Annotated in this window: 14 protein-coding genes and 1 tRNA gene; 6 read left to right on the forward strand and 9 right to left on the reverse strand. The window is 43.6% G+C overall.

Going from position 1 to position 17,084, the window contains the following annotated elements:
- Positions 1–5: 5 nt before the first annotated feature.
- From queF to ACLSU7_RS11555, 4 genes are all read right to left on the reverse strand, one after another.
- Entirely contained in the window at positions 6–515 is a 510-nt protein-coding gene (queF, locus tag ACLSU7_RS11540; RefSeq protein WP_413292043.1) for a preQ(1) synthase, read from the reverse strand.
- 69 nt (positions 516–584) lie between these two features.
- Entirely contained in the window at positions 585–2,621 is a 2,037-nt protein-coding gene (locus tag ACLSU7_RS11545) for a hypothetical protein (protein WP_413292044.1), read from the reverse strand.
- A gap of 61 nt (positions 2,622–2,682) precedes the next feature.
- The gene (locus ACLSU7_RS11550; protein WP_413292045.1) at positions 2,683–3,150 is read right to left on the reverse strand and encodes a nucleoside deaminase; all 468 of its coding nucleotides are present in this window, start codon (positions 3,148–3,150) and stop codon (positions 2,683–2,685) included.
- Between the two features lie 93 nt (positions 3,151–3,243).
- Complete coding sequence (locus ACLSU7_RS11555; RefSeq protein ID WP_413292046.1) at positions 3,244–4,305, reverse strand: hypothetical protein; 1,062 nt, start codon at positions 4,303–4,305, stop codon at positions 3,244–3,246.
- A 203-nt stretch (positions 4,306–4,508) separates the two neighbouring features.
- On the opposite strand from ACLSU7_RS11555, the gene ACLSU7_RS11560 reads away from it, so the two are divergent.
- The 3 genes from ACLSU7_RS11560 to ACLSU7_RS11570 all read left to right on the forward strand — a co-directional run bounded on the left by ACLSU7_RS11560 (position 4,509) and on the right by ACLSU7_RS11570 (position 8,953).
- Entirely contained in the window at positions 4,509–6,512 is a 2,004-nt protein-coding gene (locus ACLSU7_RS11560; protein ID WP_413292047.1) for a hypothetical protein, read from the forward strand.
- A 112-nt stretch (positions 6,513–6,624) separates the two neighbouring features.
- Positions 6,625–8,577 carry an adenylate cyclase gene (locus ACLSU7_RS11565; RefSeq protein ID WP_413292048.1) on the forward strand — a complete coding sequence of 651 codons (1,953 nt, stop codon included), beginning with the start codon at positions 6,625–6,627 and terminating at the stop codon, positions 8,575–8,577.
- Between the two features lie 157 nt (positions 8,578–8,734).
- Entirely contained in the window at positions 8,735–8,953 is a 219-nt protein-coding gene (locus ACLSU7_RS11570) for a hypothetical protein (protein WP_413292049.1), read from the forward strand.
- A gap of 16 nt (positions 8,954–8,969) precedes the next feature.
- Here ACLSU7_RS11570 and ACLSU7_RS11575 read toward each other — a convergent pair whose 3' ends face one another.
- Positions 8,970–9,602: a DedA family protein gene (locus tag ACLSU7_RS11575; protein ID WP_413292050.1), complete on the reverse strand. Its 633-nt coding sequence runs from the start codon at positions 9,600–9,602 to the stop codon at positions 8,970–8,972.
- A gap of 88 nt (positions 9,603–9,690) precedes the next feature.
- Between ACLSU7_RS11575 and ACLSU7_RS11580 the strand changes: the two genes are divergently transcribed.
- A complete protein-coding gene (locus ACLSU7_RS11580; RefSeq protein WP_413292051.1) occupies positions 9,691–10,242 on the forward strand; it encodes a hypothetical protein in 552 nt (183 codons plus the stop codon).
- Between the two features lie 108 nt (positions 10,243–10,350).
- Here the strand turns inward: ACLSU7_RS11580 and ACLSU7_RS11585 are convergent.
- The 4 genes from ACLSU7_RS11585 to ACLSU7_RS11600 form a co-directional block, all read right to left on the reverse strand.
- A tRNA-Ser gene (locus tag ACLSU7_RS11585) sits at positions 10,351–10,440 on the reverse strand.
- An 89-nt stretch (positions 10,441–10,529) separates the two neighbouring features.
- Positions 10,530–11,822 (reverse strand): serine--tRNA ligase, encoded by a 1,293-nt coding sequence (gene serS, locus ACLSU7_RS11590; RefSeq protein ID WP_413292052.1) that lies wholly within the window; start codon positions 11,820–11,822, stop codon positions 10,530–10,532.
- Between the two features lie 17 nt (positions 11,823–11,839).
- A complete protein-coding gene (locus ACLSU7_RS11595) occupies positions 11,840–12,148 on the reverse strand; it encodes a hypothetical protein (protein WP_413292053.1) in 309 nt (102 codons plus the stop codon).
- Between the two features lie 35 nt (positions 12,149–12,183).
- On the reverse strand, positions 12,184–15,093 hold the full coding sequence (locus ACLSU7_RS11600) for a tetratricopeptide repeat protein (protein WP_413292054.1): 2,910 nt from the start codon (positions 15,091–15,093) through the stop codon (positions 12,184–12,186).
- 259 nt (positions 15,094–15,352) lie between these two features.
- On the opposite strand from ACLSU7_RS11600, the gene ACLSU7_RS11605 reads away from it, so the two are divergent.
- Together ACLSU7_RS11605 and ACLSU7_RS11610 are read left to right on the forward strand one after the other, a co-directional pair.
- A complete protein-coding gene (locus ACLSU7_RS11605; RefSeq protein WP_142698491.1) occupies positions 15,353–15,751 on the forward strand; it encodes a hypothetical protein in 399 nt (132 codons plus the stop codon).
- Between the two features lie 778 nt (positions 15,752–16,529).
- On the forward strand, positions 16,530–17,006 hold the full coding sequence (locus ACLSU7_RS11610) for a hypothetical protein (RefSeq protein ID WP_413292055.1): 477 nt from the start codon (positions 16,530–16,532) through the stop codon (positions 17,004–17,006).
- Positions 17,007–17,084: the final 78 nt, after the last annotated feature.

The following is a 17,084-nucleotide window of genomic DNA, read 5'->3' on the forward strand; positions in this document are numbered from 1 at the left end:
CCCTCTTAGTAGAGCTTGCTCAACTCCATGGAATACTTGCCAGGAGCGAACTCACTCAGACGTTTTTTCCACAAGTCCTGATAGAACTTGTCCTTACAAGCGTAGCTTGCATAAGGGAAGATCGCAATCCCTCCGCGCGGAGTGAATTCACCGACAACTTCGATGTACTTAGGCTTCATAAGTTTCACCAAGTCGTCACAAATTGTCTGAATACAATCTTCATGAAAATCGCCATGGTTGCGGAAGCTGAACAAATAAAGTTTCAATGATTTTGATTCCACCATTTTTTTATCAGCGATGTAGTTGATAAAAACTTTTGCGAAATCAGGCTGACCTGTTTTTGGACAAAGTGAAGTGAACTCTGTGCAAACAAAAGTTGTCCAAGCAATCTTACCTGGATTTTTGTTATCAAAGGCCTCAAGGGCTTCTGGAGAATATGTTTGGGGATAATCTGTTTTAGCTTCACCCAGGGCGAAGTTTTTTAGCTCTTTAGAGTCTCTGCCGGTCTTTTTCATAGGGGGATTTTTAACTCCCCCGAGTCGGAAATTCAATCATTCTTGCGAGTGGGTAGATCTTTCAAAACGCTATTCAAAGTTAGGGATCCCTGCGTATTTCGCGAGCCAATACGCATACAGGTAGTCTACGCCAGCGTTTTCTGAGCCACGCGAGTGATCGTCCTTAAACCCAAAGGCAGTATCCTTCCAAACGAAATTGGAAGTAAAGGCCTGGTGCTCGAATACCGGGTAGTTATAAAGACCTTGATAGAAGTACTCAACCGGAGGTTCTGGGCGCTTTAAACCCTTCCAGAAGAGGCGTGGGATCGGAGAAATACACCAATCCGGGCGCAGGGAGTGGTTGATGGAGACATCCAGGTTCGGGCGAGGATAAGGGATTTCTCTTAAGCCCCAAACCGATTGGGACAAGGAAGTCATAAATTTATCATCGCTGCTTTCTTCCCTGAAGTTTCCACCTCTTGTTCCATGGGAATAGGCAAAGCCGTATGCAACCATGGTCAGCAAATGTCTTTGCGCGGGACTATAAGTCACCCACGAATCCATCAGGCGTTCACGCAGACGATCGCGGATTTTAGATTCACCCAGGCGATCGGCAATCATGATATCAGTGATATCACCCACCAATCCTAAGTTGATTCCGCTCCAATCAGCACTTCCGTGCCAATAGAAAGTCGTATCGAAGCTATAACTTGATGGTTTCCAGGATAGTTTTTTGTAAGTAGATACGTATTTATCATGCGCGTGCTTATCTTTGTTAAGAAGCGCAACAAGTCCATACGTTGGTGCTTGATTCTGGGGCTTTTCGTCAAAAGTTCTTAAACCCATCAAGCGACGTGATTTATCGCGCAGGTGTGACCAGATTTCTTGATCCGTTTCCGGAATGACAAGGCTCGCCCACATCATCGAGTGAGTTAAGCCTTTGTACATATCGTTATTGCCACCCTCAAGCCAAAGCATGTTTGAATAAATGCCTTTACCTTGATGCCATTTATTTGGAATCGGCTCTCCCGGTGAATAAGGCATCAAAGTTCGCGCAAATTCTTTTGGATCATCCGTGATATCAATCAGCATAAAGATCGCACGCAAAGATTTACGAACATTTGCCAAAGCTTCAGGATCTTTGGTTGCAAGATAGCGCATCGACTGAGAGCCAATGTACATGCCTGTCCACAAAGCAGAATCCCCATCATAGCGATAAGCAATCAATTTCCCATTCGCGTCCACGTCAGCTTTAGAAACCATTCCGATTTCGTTAATGTGATGAGTGACGGTGTTCTTTTCATAGCTGATAGCTTTTTCTTTAAGCGTCGGAGAATAGGCATTTCTTTTTACAGAAGCCTCGGTGATAGAAATATCATCTGTCACTTTATTTACGACGCGGATGATATCTTTATTCGTTTGATAGAATACGTAATCAGTTGGATCAAAAACAATGAACGGGCGTTCTTCTTTGAACTCTTTTCTATTTTTGAAGGATTGCACGAACGGATCTTTTGTAAATCCCACGTCTCTTTTAAAGAGGTTAATCACTCCACGTACCGCCAACGGAACTTTCGGACCTTGAGCATCAATGTTCGTGCGAAGATTCATCCACAAAGGTTTAGCTTCAAGGTTTCTTCTGGTCGTAATCCACTCAGTATAGTTAGAAACTTTTTTATCCGAGAACTGCGACGCCAACCCTTTATCGGTAACCGTAAAGCGCGTGACAACGGTGATGGGATTTTTGAAATCTGATGGCTCTCGTTTTTGCGAACCTAATTTTTCGATAAAGTCTGCTTGGCGCAAATCATAACTCATCACCAAGGTGTCGCCAGCCGCAACAGCTTTACCTGTCCAGACTTCTTGCACTTTCAAGCCATCATAGAAGTAGTTGATGTAAGTGATCATACGAATTGCTTCGTATGTGCCGTCGCTGGATTTTCTTAGTTCAAGTTCACCGTTGTAAGGACCACGTGTGGAACTAGTTCCTTGTAGGAACCAAATGCCTTCCATGGCACCTGAAGACTGAAGGGAAGCGATATCACGAGGGATCTGCTTTTCAACGGTGGCGCAGGAAGTGAAGATAAAGAGGGCTGAAAATAAAAAGAGGAATGAAAAGTACTTCATTCCTCTATTGTCTCCAAAAGCGAACCTAGATTGGAGTCCTGTTTATAAACTCGACAAGACCTTAGTAGGGGATCTTGTCGGTTTTATTCTCCCACTCTTTAAATACGGCAAGAGCTTCTGTGTGACCACACTGAATCATAGGGACTTTGCGGTCTTTAATGTCTTTAGGAATTTCCTGATAAAGGAAATCATCATCAAACTGAATGTCAGCAGCGTCTTTGCGAGTGTTTCCGTAATAGATCGTAGAAATACGCGCCCAATAAATCGCAGCCAAGCACATAGGACAAGGCTCACAGCTTGTGTAGATCTCAGCGCCATCCAAAGAAAAGTTTTTAACATTAGCGCAAGCATCGCGAATCGCTGAAACCTCAGCATGTGCCGTCGGATCATTGGAAGAAGTTACTTTATTCCAACCTTCACCGATGATCTTACCATCCTTAACAACCACAGCCCCAAAAGGACCGCCAGCGCCACCTTGCATATTTTTTCTAGAGAGCTCAACCGCTCGAATCATGAAGTCTTTATTCATAAGGGAGCTGACCCTATCAGAGTCACTTTTGGAGTCAAGCAGCTTCCCTCAAAGATATCTTCAAATTGGTGCAATAATACGAGATCCTCTAGTTTACTTTTTATCTGCAAGCCAACTCATGGACGCATTACTAATCTTGATCGAACCGAGCAACGGCTCAGATTCCACCCATCCATCACTATTGTTTTTCTGCCAACTCGCGCCATAACTGTTTATTACCTTAAGAGCCGTCCGGCACTTCGTAGGTTCTTTTTTTGAACAAATCTTGCGATATCCCGCAATTACTACAGCGTGAGTCTGAGGCGGGTTTTGGGGATCCGTACTCGCACATTCAGCAACACAAATATCTTCAAGAAGAACGGGCTGCTTTCTCTGAAGAACTTTTTTAATTTCTTCCAACAGGTTGGCGGTGGTCACACCTTTTGGATTATCCGGAAATGATTCAACAGTTGTTTTCCCATAACCCGTAAAAGGGATTGCCGTTTTACTACATTGTTCGGGATATAGTAACGCGTTCAATGCTTCAGCATAAGAATCTTTTTGAAATGCCTGAAGAACTCTTAACGAATCATTTTTTAAATTTGGATCGACTTTTTGATCGTCTTCTATTTTTAAGTTCTTACTTACCGTTTCTGTCGCTGATTGGTAATATTTGGAAGCGCACTGATCGCATTTCTCAGCCAGTGCTTTTCTATAGTTGTCATAGTCATTCTTTAAACTATCCCATACTGCGGCCTGAGCCCGCTTAACTTCAGTATTAGAAAGCACAGGATTCTTTGATAAAACCTTGTCCAGAGATGAACATTGCTCTGTAGGAATTTTAATCACTTGTTGTGTGGCGACGTTTAGAATCGTATTTCCATTAGCTCTCAGACTATCAACATCTAATTTACTATAGTTTTTGTCCATCTGTTTAAGTTTACCGACATCAGCCGTCGAACTATATCGCGCAATTCCTAAGGGAGAAACCCGTTTAGAATCTGATACCGATGTACAATCATCGACTTTACCGAGCTTACACATTTCATAGTTTATGACCGTTGCCGCAGCAGAGGCATAACATATCCCCAGTGAATCTTGACTTGAAACCGGAGGCGTAAATTTTTTTTCGATTTCGGCATCTTCTTGTGGAGATTTAAAATCTTCCAACTTCACGGGTACGGCCCATTTATTTAAATTGATCGGCGATTGGGAATAGCAGTATACCGGCATGATTAGAAACAAGATATGAAGCATTGTGCGCATAGTTTATGGTCTTAAATTTGCAGTCCGCTTGATAGATACATTATGCATTTCAGGACTTTGGTTTAGCGAAGTTTTCTAAACTATATCCAATTTTTTCCCGATGAAACAAAGTGATGCGAACCACGTTTCTTTTAACCTTTTTGGTGTTCTTCTTAAGTCTGACAACGTCAAGGGCATTTGCTCTTGAGCGAATTATATTTAATCCCAGAGAAACGTCGATTACCCAACGAATTATAAGTTATAAAAATTACGATGATATTCGAATTGACCGCGATCTGGACGGCCGTGTTGACGAATGGTTCGTTAGGAAATCAAACTCCCAGTTTCACATTACCTACATCATGGGTAAAATTGATACCTTCGAATTTGCTAAGTTTGAAAATGGTGATATATCTATCAAAAAATACAAGTATGTTAATCGAAGACTTACCCTAATCAAAAGTGAATTACGACCGATGTACGTTATGTATGGGGATCCTGACGAACCATGCAAAAGAACTAACGTCACTCTTGAAAATAAAATTAGCAACCTAAACCAAGACATAAGTGCTATTCTAGGTAAACCACAAATTAATGCAGTCCCAAAAAGTTGCAACGTAAGTAAGTTTCCTACTTTCGCAGAAAATCTTGGGAGTATGGGTGAAATTCTTCGAACAAACTCTGACAAAATCACAAGCTGCTTGGAGAAGAAATCAAGAATCGGCGAACTTGATTTGAATCTTGTCTCGGCAAAATTCAAAATAATTTTGGATAAAATTGCGGACGGCGATTCCAAAGAAATCTATTCCTGCGAATTTAATAATGCCAAGGACGTGAAAGGTGTCGCAACCGAAGATGGAAGAATAAAGTTTTATTTACCTGTAAAATCCGAGGATCCGATCATGGAACCTGATGTAATGGTGAATTTGTTTTACCATGAGATGCTACACTCTTCCGGAATTATTTCCGAAGAATTGAACCGGGGTATTTTAGATTCATGTCTGAATGACAAGCCTATATCCGAAAAGCTTGCTTCAACTCATTCGTTTATCGCAAATGATATAAATGTCGATAAAAGCAACAATGCATCTGCCAAAAGTCAGAAGCCGAATACAAAAGAGGACGCCAAGCCAGTAGCATCATCAAAAAGAACCAATCGTGGTATTGCTGGTGCAACTTCAAAAGCCGGTGAGAGCCTAGACATGAAATCCGAAATCGCGAACGCGGAGAAAATTATCCCCTCCGCGGAAAAGTTGAATATTGCGAAGGTCGACAAATCCCCTGCTGGGAAAGAACAAGCCCTGCGTGACAGTGTTCAAGAAAGCGCGCCAGTTTTCAGAATGGCGAATCGAGCGATGGGTATTAGCAATACTCCTGCACTCGCAGATTCATCAAGTTCTGGCCCCGGCTCATCATCGTCGCCTTCTTATGTATCAAGTGATTCCGAAACAGGATCTTCATCACGTAAGTCATCAAGCTCTTCATCGGGTCAACGATACCAATCCCGTTACGGACGCTATCAATCTAAGTCCAACGGCGGAGTTGGAGCTGATGAATACGTGGCTGAAGAAATTGATTTAACTAAGAATGCTGAATCCCAGGCAAAGAAAGCTGCAAGCCCTACAAGAACCCAAGCGTCTCGAACTGGTACATATCAACCAGCTACGACCGCCACTAATGAACAAGCACCGACAAACTCACGTGGCCCCGCATCCGTCGATCCTGAAGTATCGGGCAGTGGAAAACGAATTGGCTCGGCTTCTAATGGCAATGCGGGTGGAGGATCCATCGCAACCGGAAGTGCCGGAGGCTCCGCGGATCTCAATATAAGTTCGAGTTCTGGCGGCGGAAGCGGCACGCAATCGGCTCAAAACCGAACCCGCTCAGCTTCCTCAGCAGGTCGTAGCCCGGCCTCAACAAATCAGCAAGGTAGCCCTGCGCAAAGGCAGGAAATCATGACGACTTTAACAAACAACGACTATGTTTTAACGAAGCGAAAGCTGAAGGATCCAAGCTTCTTAAACGAGCTTGAGGCCAACAATGTGAAGGTAGTCGATGGCAACGGCAGCAGCTGGGGCGCGAAGTCTGGGACAACCATCTATTATGATGATGGCAACCGCTTCATACGTCAGCGCTAGTTCCCTCATATTTCCTAAAATTATTAGTCCAAATAAAACAAACACTTAAGTTGTTCCCAGACCAAACCGATAAACAAAATGGAGTCGCTAGTCTTTAAGAAGGAGATTCATTTTGTTTGCGAAGGGTAAGCGCAACAAATCAATGGTGCTGTTAATCGTGGGAACCTTTTGGGTTGCTTACGTAGGCATTACTGCGACTCAATTTTATTTCAACGTTGCTGAAATGACTGAGCAAGTGATTGAAACAAAGCATGCGCAAATGACTTTCGTTGAAGACAGTCAGATTTCTGCGCTTGTTGGCGAAAACACAGATCTTGTAAAAGCCAATCTCGATAAAGCTCGCGAACTAAATCTAATTCATTTCTATATTCTGCAAAAAGGTTCTGACGTTGTTAGCTTTCACAACAACAACGGTGATGCTGAAAGCATTAATGCAGACTATAAAGTTTTTAACGAAATTCTTGCGACGAAAAACATCGCCTTTAGAACAATTAAAATCATGGACTACCGCCTGACCGTAGGTGTTTTCCAAAATAAATCCCGCATCATCATGCAAACAGCCTGGGATTATAAAGGCATGATCCTGCGCGATCTGGTTTCGGTGACGGCGTTCCTGTCTTTGATCGTTTGGTTGTTCTTAAAAGACATTATCGATCTAACAAAGATCCTCTCTTCTCGCGACCGCGAAAAGATGACAAAGATCCGCTCTCTGTCTAAAGAAGGCGCGACTCTTTTGCATGCAGCACAAACTTACGAAGCAACGCAAAGAACTCTGGCGTACGAGAACAAAGTCTACACTGAAACTTTAACTCCGGCGATTGTTCACGAGTTGAAGTCCGGCAGAAAAGCACCTTACGCATTCCAGACTTCCATGGTGCGCGTGGATCTAAACGGTTACACACAAATCTTCCTGGATAAAAAAGATGAATACGTAAGCGATATGATGAATCAATACTTCATCCGTTCTCGCGAAATCATCGAGCGCTATAATGGTTTGATTTACCAATACGTGGGTGACGAAATCGTGTTCCACGTTAAAGAATGTCAGGGCGTCAATTCTCAAGCGATGTCTCTTGCATGCTTGCGTGCGATTTTTGAAGTAGCGCAAGACATTGAAGATCATCTTCCCGCAGGAGCTGATCACTATTTCAAAGTAAAAGGCTCTTTCGTTATTGGTAAAATTCGCTTCGTTCCGCAGGATTCTGGTTATGGACTATCTGGGTTGCCACTTATCGAATCAGCACGATTACTAAGCCAAGTTGATGAGAAAGCAAAAAGCTCGATCACTTTCTACAGTGAAGCAAGTTCATCCGTAAATGATCTTTGCACGATCGCCGAAACTAAAAGCACCATGCTAAAAGGTTTCTCAACTCCAGCAACTTTGTGCAAAGTAAATGACTTTACATCTATTGACAGGCTTTTGGGTCGTCATCAGCTTGAAAAGCTTACTTACTATCGCAGCGATAGCGATTTGATTTGTATCTATCGTTTCTTGGAAAAGTCGTTACAAGAAAAAGACGAAATCAGTTTCTTCCGCGTGTTCTCCGTTTTAAAAACTTTCAAAGTAAATCAAACAAGCCTGCAACAAGTGGCTGGTTTTGAAAAACTTGTGGAAACTGCTTACAAACTTAATAAGCAAAAAGACGTTTCTGACAAAGTGCTAGCATCAGTGGTTTCTTTGGCATCAAACCTGATCCCACACGCATTCGTTGAAAGCTCATTGCTGGCGGTTCTAGAAAAATGCCTTGAACACAAAGACCCACGCACACAAGCAAATACCATCATCGTACTTGGTGACCTTGCTCGTGATGTTAGTTTCCTTCGTCAGTATATCTACGCAAGCCACAACCGTGTCTCTGCCGATGCATTGCTGGTTACGGGTAAGCAGAACTTTGACTCTGAACTTGCTAAAAAGCTTTTCGAGTTCCTTGAATCTAAAAATCCCCTGTTCCGTGCAAGCGGAAGTTTTGTAGTGAAGCACTTGGCTGATCACTATAAATCAACTGATCCTGTCTTCTTTGAGACGAATACGGATCTTAAAAAGCTCCTGAAAAAAGCGGCTTAATTTCCGCTCTGACAAACCCAATTCCAGGAATTGGGTTTCCAAAATCGGAAACAAAATCGCCAATTGTCATATATAAGACTTGAAGACCGAATTCGGACGGCAAGCCCCTTGCTTTACTCCTTCTCAACCGGACATCCGGACATAAAAGGAGAAAACAATGGAACTAAAAGCGCACTCATCTAAGGTCATTTTTTATCTGAAAGATGCGATCAAAGAAGCCATTCTTGGCGACGAAAACAAGTATCGTGAAGAAAACTGGGACATGCATTCTTCCCACCATCACGGCAATTCAAAACATTACCTGTCTGTGGGAGTTGATGGAAGAATCAACTACAACTCTGGGCAAGCAAATGAAATGCTGCTTGAGTACCGATAACTCAAGCAGCTTATCCTTAAGCCTTTTTCAGGCGCGACGAAATCCAAGGCCAAACCATCGGAATCAAAGAAACTCCGATCACACCAAAAATCACAATATGGAAATTTCTTTTTACGACTGGCAAGTTTCCAAAGAAATGTCCTGCCAGAATAAAGATAAACACCCAAGCAATCGCACCAATCACATTGTACGAAATAAACTTTCTGTACTTCATGCTACCGATACCCGCTACAAACGGCGCGAATGTTCTAACGATCGGTGCAAAACGAGCCGCCACAATCGTGAATGCTCCCCATTTATCATAGAAATTTTGAGTATCGATTAAGTACTGCTTTTTAAAGAAGCGGCTATCGATTTCAAAGACCTTTGGACCAAACTTTTTACCCAGATGATAGTTAACCGTATCACCCAAAATCCCTGCAATCGTTAAAGACACCAGCAAAACCCAAAGATTCAAGCCGCCCTCAACCGTCGTCAATGCACCTAATGCGAACAAAAGCGAATCGCCCGGCAAGAATGGTGTAACAACCAATCCTGTTTCACAAAAGATCACCAAAAACATAATCACATAGATCCACGGACCGAAATACGCCATCCACTGAACCAGATGCTGATCAAGATGCAAAATAATATCGATAAGGTGAGACATAGAGTTTCCTTTTTAAATTCAACCGAGCATAACAAACCGATTGACGGTCCCCAAAGAAAATCTATGCTTTTAGTACGAGGGGACATAAATGAAACAACTCATCATCATTCTATCTGCATTTTTGTCATTATACGCACACGGTGCTCCGGCAATTTCTGAGCTCCCAGAGGATGCTTGCGACAGTTTGAAATGCACAAAAGTTATGAAATCCATTTTGTCAGGATTCAACAACACTCCTCACACAGTAAGTTTAGAGGCTGCTGTATATAGTGGTGGGTGTTATCACTTAGGTGATCTCAATCCTAATCACGAACATTTTGCAGAGTTGATGATTGACCAACTACCGGACGGCACCAATTATTTTTCTTCAATTTTCGCTTACTTCTATCCGCAAAACCCCTATGCAAATTGGGATTTGACGAAGGCCCGCCAAGAAGCCACAGACTACGCAAGACAAAATGCACGTATTAAAGAAGGCAGCAATGCCTCGAGAGTGGAAATGTACACATCGGAGGGTGCACCTGCTGTCGTCTATTACATGCGACAAGATCCTGAAACTAAAATGATTTACTATATTACGTATGGTGGTTTTGGACCGCAAAGCACGAAGATCTTTTGCACGATGAACAAAAATCCCTAGTCAGCAGAATTTAAAAATTAAATAGGCTCAGAAATAAAAAAAGCGATCACTAAGGATCGCTTTTTCGTTTTTTGCGTCTGCATTCAGCTTGGCTGACCAGCAAACAGATGGCGGAGAGTGAGGGATTCGAACCCTCGAGCCCCGCGAAGGGCTGCCAGTTTTCAAGACTGGTGTATTCAACCACTCTACCAACTCTCCGTCGACCGTTCTATGGGTTTTGACGTGAGTTATCAAGCGGATGTTGTAATGACGCGGAGCATATTTAACACCGCCGTTCTGCCAGCGCACTAACGGATCTCTTTTTTGCCGCCCATATAGTTCTGAAGTGCTTTAGGAACAGCGATTGAGCCGTCTTCACGTTGGTAGTTCTCAAGGATCGCCACCAAAGTACGTCCTACCGCCAAGGCAGAGCCGTTCAAAGTATGTACGAACTGAGGTTTACCACCAAGGCTACGGAAACGAATATTCGCTCTGCGAGCCTGGAAATCTTCAAAGTTAGAGCATGAGCTGATCTCACGATAAGCATTTTGACCTGGCAACCAAACTTCAAGATCGTGTGTTTTTGCAGATCCAAAGCCCATATCACCCGTACACAAAAGCATACGGCGGAATGGGAGTTCCAAATCGATCAATACTTGCTCTGCATGGGACGTCAAAGCCTCGTGAATTTCATAAGACTTATCTGGATGACAGAAAGTCATCAACTCAACCTTGTCGAACTGATGCTGACGAATCAAACCTTTCGTATCGCGACCGGCACTACCTGCCTCTGAACGGAAGCAAGGGGAGTAAGCGCAGAAGCTTTGCGGAAGATATGTTTCATCCAGGATCTCGTTATTGTAGTAATTCGTCACTGGAACTTCCGCAGTCGGAATCAAATAAAGATCAGAGCCTTCCAAGTGGAAAACGTCTTCTTTGAATTTTGGAAAGTTACCAGTTCCAGTCAAACTGTTTGAATTCACCATGAATGGCGGAATCATTTCAGTATAACCGTGACGAGTAGAGTGCATATCCATCATGAACTGAATCAAAGAACGCTCTAGCTGAGCCGCCGCCCCTTTAAGGAAAGCAAAGCGAGTACCCGTAGTTTTACCAGCGCGTTCGAAATCAATGATGTTAAGTTTTTCACCAAGCTCCCAGTGCTCTTTCGCTTTGAAAGAAAACTTCGGAACTTCACCCCAAGTTTTAAGTACTTGATTTTCTTTTTCAGAAGAACCAACCGGAACAGAGGAATGCGGTTTGTTCGGCATCACAAGAGCCAAATTCAAAACCTGTTGGTCGGCTTCGGAAGCTTTCGTCTCAAGATCTTTAACGGAGCCTTTGATCGTTTCCACTTCTGCCAATAGCGAAGATGCATCTTTGCCTTCGCGTTTTAGTTTTCCAATCTCGCCACTCAATTTATTTTGATTGGCCTTGGCAGTTTCCGCCTGAGCGATCATCTCTTTGCGCTTTTTATTAAGCTCCATGATTTGATCCAGGATTTCCGGAGTACCACCACGATTGATCAAAGCCTGCTTATACTCATCGTAATAAGAAGCTCCATTTTCAGCTTTTTTTTCCAGAAGTTTAATATCGATCATTGTTCAGAAGTCCTCGGTTAAGGTGCGACTAGTATATACATTCTTAAAAGCATCCCGACAAGGACGACAATCAAATCAAAAATTAAGATTTGCGCAAAACTCCATTGGGAAAGAAGTTTCATGATGATTGCCATAACTACAATCGTCGCGAAAATCAGAGCGAATGTTCCATAACCGATCAATTCCTGACCAATCAAAGCCAGAGTCATACCGACAAAAAAGCCCGTAATCAGTCGCAAAGAAATATGCAGAACCGTCATCGTCGTGGATTTTACGCCCTCTTGAACATTATTTGAAAAACTACTTAGTTTGTCGCCGATTCCCATGATGGCATCCTCCGTGAACGTCCCGTACTCGGTCTTTAGTTGCCGAGTCTATTTAACTTGTTTTCTATTTCAACACGATCTGGGGCATTTGGGGAGAGGCCTAAGTATTTATTGTAGGCCTGTGCTGCGGAGCGAATATCGCCCTTGATCTCATAGATCGCCCCTTGTTCCCGATAAATTTCCGCATACCCACTCTCACGAGCGGCCGCCAACGCCAGCATGTCTTCTGCCACTTCCAAAGATGCGGACTGACGGTAACATTGTGCCGCCCTGACATAAATATCCGCCCCTTGGGGACGAAGTTTCATGGCTTGGGAGTATTCACCCGCACACTCTGTAAACTGCTTGCGAGCCGCATAGACTTCCGCCGCCAGGATGTAAGAGTCTGCGATATTTGGATTTAGTTTCTTTTCCATCTTTGCAGCTTCGACCGCACCATTAAGATCACCCGAAGAAAATGCCGCTTTACCAATATTATACCAAGTACGAGGGTAGTTCGGGTTGGAGGCTTGAACTCGTTTAAACTGTTTAATCGCATCGTCATAACGAGCCGTTTCTAAATACAACTTACCGGCTTGGAATAAAGCTTCACCATCAGAGGGATCAAGAATCGCAGCCTGTAAGAAGGCTTTCAAAGATTTATCATTAAGTCCCAATGCCTTATAGCTTTCGCCAAGACCCAACCAACCTTTTTTATTGCGTTGATCTGCTTCGACAACTCTTTCATAAATGTCTTTGGCTTGGTTCCAGCGGTCCTCGGATTTCATAACCTCCGCGAGAGCAATCCGGTAATCCAACGTGTACGAGAAACGCTTAATCAACTCATTAAGATACGTAATCCCCGAATCAACACCATTGGTGGCGGCCAACATTTTAGCGTAGGTGATTTGCGCCTCGGGATTTGTTCCATCAATCTCGACAGCTTTGGTCGCAAAGCGAACGGCGTCTTTCCCGGCATTTTCTTTTCGTTCAATTTCCTTTTTATTTAAAGGCATAATCGACAGTGCCAAGGAGCCATTCGCCTTAGATAACAATATATAAGTATCAATGTCGCCGTCATATGCTTTCAGCGAGCGCATGCCATAGTTAACCGCTCCAGGCATATTGTTTTTACGGAACTCGAGCAATGCCAAACCACGCAACACTTCATAGTTATTTGGAGCGATTCGAATTGCGTTCGTCAAAACCGTGGTCGCCTTCGCAAAATCAAATCGCTGAGATAGATAGTCTGCTTGAGTCACGTACGCAGAGACCAGTTTTGGTTCTGCTTTAATCGCCTTGTTAAGCCACTCAATTGCTTCAAAACTTTGATTCAGCTGCCATAGAGCTTTCGCGGCCTTAAGGGCTGCTGTTCCGTTCTTAGGATCCGACTCGAAGGCGGCTTTAAATTCGGCTTGTGCTGCAAGATAGTCACCTTGTCGCACGTATTGGTCACCCAAAAACAGAATGTCGCTGGTCTGATTTTTTCCGCCAGAAATTTTATCTGAACCACCTAAACGCAGCACCAACTGACGAAGTCCACCATTGTTCGGGTTCAGCGCGAACGCCTTTTGCGCCATGCCTAAGGCTTTTTTCTTTTCATTTCTTTCAACGTAAATTTCTGCCAACACCTGTAAACCAGTAGATTCGATGATAGGCGAAACCTGACTTTTTGATTCCAAAGCAGCACTTAGGAAACTAAATGCTGAATCTGATTTTTTAAATCCGCGATATTCCGTAATGCCCATCAAAATTTTAGCTTCGCGGTGCTTGGGATTTCTTGCCAGCACTGTTCTTAAAACTTGAGAAGCCTCATTGTACTTTTCCACCGACATATAAAGCTTACCCAACATCACTTGTGGGTGAAGCCATTTGTCCCACATCTGACTTGCTTTTTCAAAATAGGGGACGGCGTTGTTATAGTCTTTTTCCAGCTCTAAAAGCTCAGCCTTATATGTATAAAGAATTGGAACCAGAGAAAACTGCTCGGGACTTTCCAGAGTCGCCTCGATATTACTGCGCGCCTCACGGTATTTACCCAGAGTTAAAAGTTTCACCGCTTCACAGACGCGACCAAACGGGCTCACCACATTAATCGCGCGAGTGGACTGAGTGACCGCCGAAATAGTTTTAAAATCCTGCGCATCTTGTTTTGCAAATGGCCAAAGCTCTCTGTAAACCACACACAGCAAGCCGCGCACTTCTAGATTCGAAGCCGAGCCTTCAACGATTGAAACAAGTTTATTTTGCGCATCCAAGTACGATTCAAAAGTGTCGTACTCCATCGCAATCAATGCTTCGTTAAGTTTTTTCTTAACATCCGCTTCCGACATCGGAGAAGCCTGCTTAGCTGGCGCCAAGAGATGAATTTTATCTCCCCGTGCAGGTCCATCATCCATCAACAACCAAATTCCAACGATAATGACAGCTGCAAGCCCCAGCAAAGGAAGTTTCAAAGTTTTTACGAGCTGATCTTTTTCCATGTTTTTTAAATTGGAAAGATCAATGACCGTTGCTTTCGCATCCGTTTTTGTTTTGTTAGATGAAACAGTTCCTGGAATAGTGACGGGCGCCACCTGCGAAGGAGCATCGTAAATATCTATCTTTCGACCGGCATTGGGATCGACTTTGATATTCGCCAAGCTTTCTTTCGTCGGCCCCCCAGGGATCGTGGACGAAGAGTTTGTTTGGCCAGACGGTGGTTTCATAATCACCGTTTCTGCTTCCATCTTTTGAACTTTTTTTGGATCGACGTCGACGACACCTTCAAGTGCTTCGAGCAACTTATCATAGAACGCCGGTTCTTTAGAAATTTGCGTCCACTGACCATCAGGCAATTTTGAAATCATCTCTTGGCCCGAAAAAACACCCTCACCAATCATGCGAAGAATGGCTTCAGTAGAGTAAGGGCCTTTAACTTGCCCACTGCGTGTTCGAACTACCCAGGTGATTTGAATGCGAGACATAGATGCTTAATAATACTGGGTTTTTTGTCAAACAACCAAGCTCCCCTGAATCCAACGTCTCACTCTGTGCTTTAGTCGGGAAACTGGTTCCAAAGTTGAACTGCAAACCCATATTGGAATTACCTGTAGTTCCGATTTGAGTGCGGGATGCCGACGTAGTTGCCGCCAAATCAAGCACGTTCGAGATGGCAGATGTCTCAATCTGGCACAGACCTTGCTCTAGGGATTAGTGTCTTTTAGTTATTTGGGGGAACCTCTCGTGATTAAAAATGCTCTGATTGCAGTATACATCTTGCTAGTCCTTGCGATTTCCGCAGTGGCTCGTGCTGGTGTATTACCAAACAATGCAGTCAACGGCGATGAAATCACTGGAACAGAATCCTCAAACTACAACTATCAGACACGTGTAGGTGAAGTTGCGGTTTTGGCTGATGGAACTTTCGTTTTAGTTCTTGATGCACAAAACACAATCCTTCTTCAATCCGACTTCGATCTTACACCTTTCATCGGTTTCAAAGTTATGATTAGCGGTATCGAACAAGAGCATCAGCTTGCTCCCGCATATGGAAGTTATTCTGTGGATCCCCTCCCTGGAATGGCTTCTGGGAATAAGACGATTGTCTTCGTAGTGTTCGGTATCTCTGAGGTTACTCAGTAATCGTAAAGGTCTCAGCCCCAATCCCCTCCGTGGGCTGAGATCATTTTTTTTAGTCCTAACAGGGTCAGCATAAATCCCCTCCTTGCTGGCCCTTTTTTTTTCCCTTTTTCTCAACATTGAACTCCGGTCGAAGATTCATCGAAATCGAATCGGGCTGCACCTCGCTGCGGTCGGCGCGCCATCCGGGCTCAGCCGTTGCCCGCCTTTGGCGGGTTCGCGCCATCGTGGCGCCAACGGAGGCCTCTCTTCGGAGGTACATCCCGCTTCGCTTTCGATGAATTTTGCTGGGTTTGTTGAGACGTGTTCTAACAAAACGGTCAGAAGAGGGGATTTATAGGATGGTCGGACTTTTTTTTAATGATTAGATCCGAATCGGTGCTTGAAGGTCCATGTTGTTTCGGGGAATTCCATCTCTTTTTGATAATGTTTTTTATGTTTAGTTGGGTTGTTGGTTCTTGGTTGTATCATATTGTTGGTGGATAGAATTAGCTGGGGTCTTTTGGGAGTGGCTGGGGTTTGTTTTTTTGTTGGGGTTCATTCTGGAGAGGATGAATCTGCTCCTGTTATTCGTCGGCCTGTTTCTTTGGTTGTAGAGTCTTTGCCTGCTCGGCGGGTCGCTTCTGTTGCTGCGGCTCCTACATCGATACCTTCCAATGCGGTCGTTGCTTCTGAAATTAAAAGTTCTTACCGGATGCGAATGATTAAATGGCTTCGGGAATCGAAGCATAAGCATGCGAAACAGATTGGGTCGCGGTCTGTGTCATCTGAGTACATTGGAATGAAATTTAAACTTCGCGATTCTTATTTGGAATTTGAAATCACTAATCGTCACAACAGACCGCTTATTTTTGAGAATCGTGGAAGTTATTTGCGATTTCATTTTTGTGATCATAGTGGCGTGGTTTTGCAGAATTTGATTGATACCGGAACAGCGGGGACATTCTATTTCCAAGAAGGTCACATGGTGGCTTTGCGTTCGATTAAGAAAGAGCCGTTTTGTTCGATAACGATTCGTCTAAAAGGTAATATTCAAGAAAAAGTAAAAGTCAGTTACTCGGTCATCGAGAAGAAGGCTGATTTTCGTCAGCTACCAAAATTCACTGGCGTTCGATTCTGGTACGGCAACAACTCGCCAGGCGAAGTTGTTCAAGAGATTTCCTGTTACACTCCGGTGATCAACCCTAAGCAGACTGAATATGACAGCCTCACTGGGCAAGATCTCGCTTATGCTTTTCATACGAATTTAGTTTATTAAAAAATTGGAAGCGGGGCTCAAACCAGCGAAGAATTCAAAGATCGCACAAGAAGATAAGAACGATCTTAAAGCAGAAAA

This window comes from Bdellovibrio sp. HCB185ZH (assembly GCF_047302455.1).
Classification (GTDB): Bacteria; Bdellovibrionota; Bdellovibrionia; order Bdellovibrionales; family Bdellovibrionaceae; genus Bdellovibrio.

What these genes read in the sequence shown, in the direction of transcription:
- ACLSU7_RS11600 (WP_413292054.1), bottom strand. Translation starts at nt 15,093, where the DNA reads ATGTCTCGCATTCAAATCACCTGGGTAGTTCGAACACGCAGTGGGCAA.
- ACLSU7_RS11560 (WP_413292047.1), top strand. Translation starts at nt 4,509, where the DNA reads ATGCGAACCACGTTTCTTTTAACCTTTTTGGTGTTCTTCTTAAGTCTG.
- ACLSU7_RS11545 (WP_413292044.1), bottom strand. Translation starts at nt 2,621, where the DNA reads ATGAAGTACTTTTCATTCCTCTTTTTATTTTCAGCCCTCTTTATCTTC.
- ACLSU7_RS11570 (WP_413292049.1), top strand. Translation starts at nt 8,735, where the DNA reads ATGGAACTAAAAGCGCACTCATCTAAGGTCATTTTTTATCTGAAAGAT.
- serS (WP_413292052.1), bottom strand. Translation starts at nt 11,822, where the DNA reads ATGATCGATATTAAACTTCTGGAAAAAAAAGCTGAAAATGGAGCTTCT.
- ACLSU7_RS11580 (WP_413292051.1), top strand. Translation starts at nt 9,691, where the DNA reads ATGAAACAACTCATCATCATTCTATCTGCATTTTTGTCATTATACGCA.
- ACLSU7_RS11550 (WP_413292045.1), bottom strand. Translation starts at nt 3,150, where the DNA reads ATGAATAAAGACTTCATGATTCGAGCGGTTGAGCTCTCTAGAAAAAAT.
- queF (WP_413292043.1), bottom strand. Translation starts at nt 515, where the DNA reads ATGAAAAAGACCGGCAGAGACTCTAAAGAGCTAAAAAACTTCGCCCTG.
- ACLSU7_RS11610 (WP_413292055.1), top strand. Translation starts at nt 16,530, where the DNA reads ATGAAATTTAAACTTCGCGATTCTTATTTGGAATTTGAAATCACTAAT.
- ACLSU7_RS11595 (WP_413292053.1), bottom strand. Translation starts at nt 12,148, where the DNA reads ATGGGAATCGGCGACAAACTAAGTAGTTTTTCAAATAATGTTCAAGAG.
- ACLSU7_RS11575 (WP_413292050.1), bottom strand. Translation starts at nt 9,602, where the DNA reads ATGTCTCACCTTATCGATATTATTTTGCATCTTGATCAGCATCTGGTT.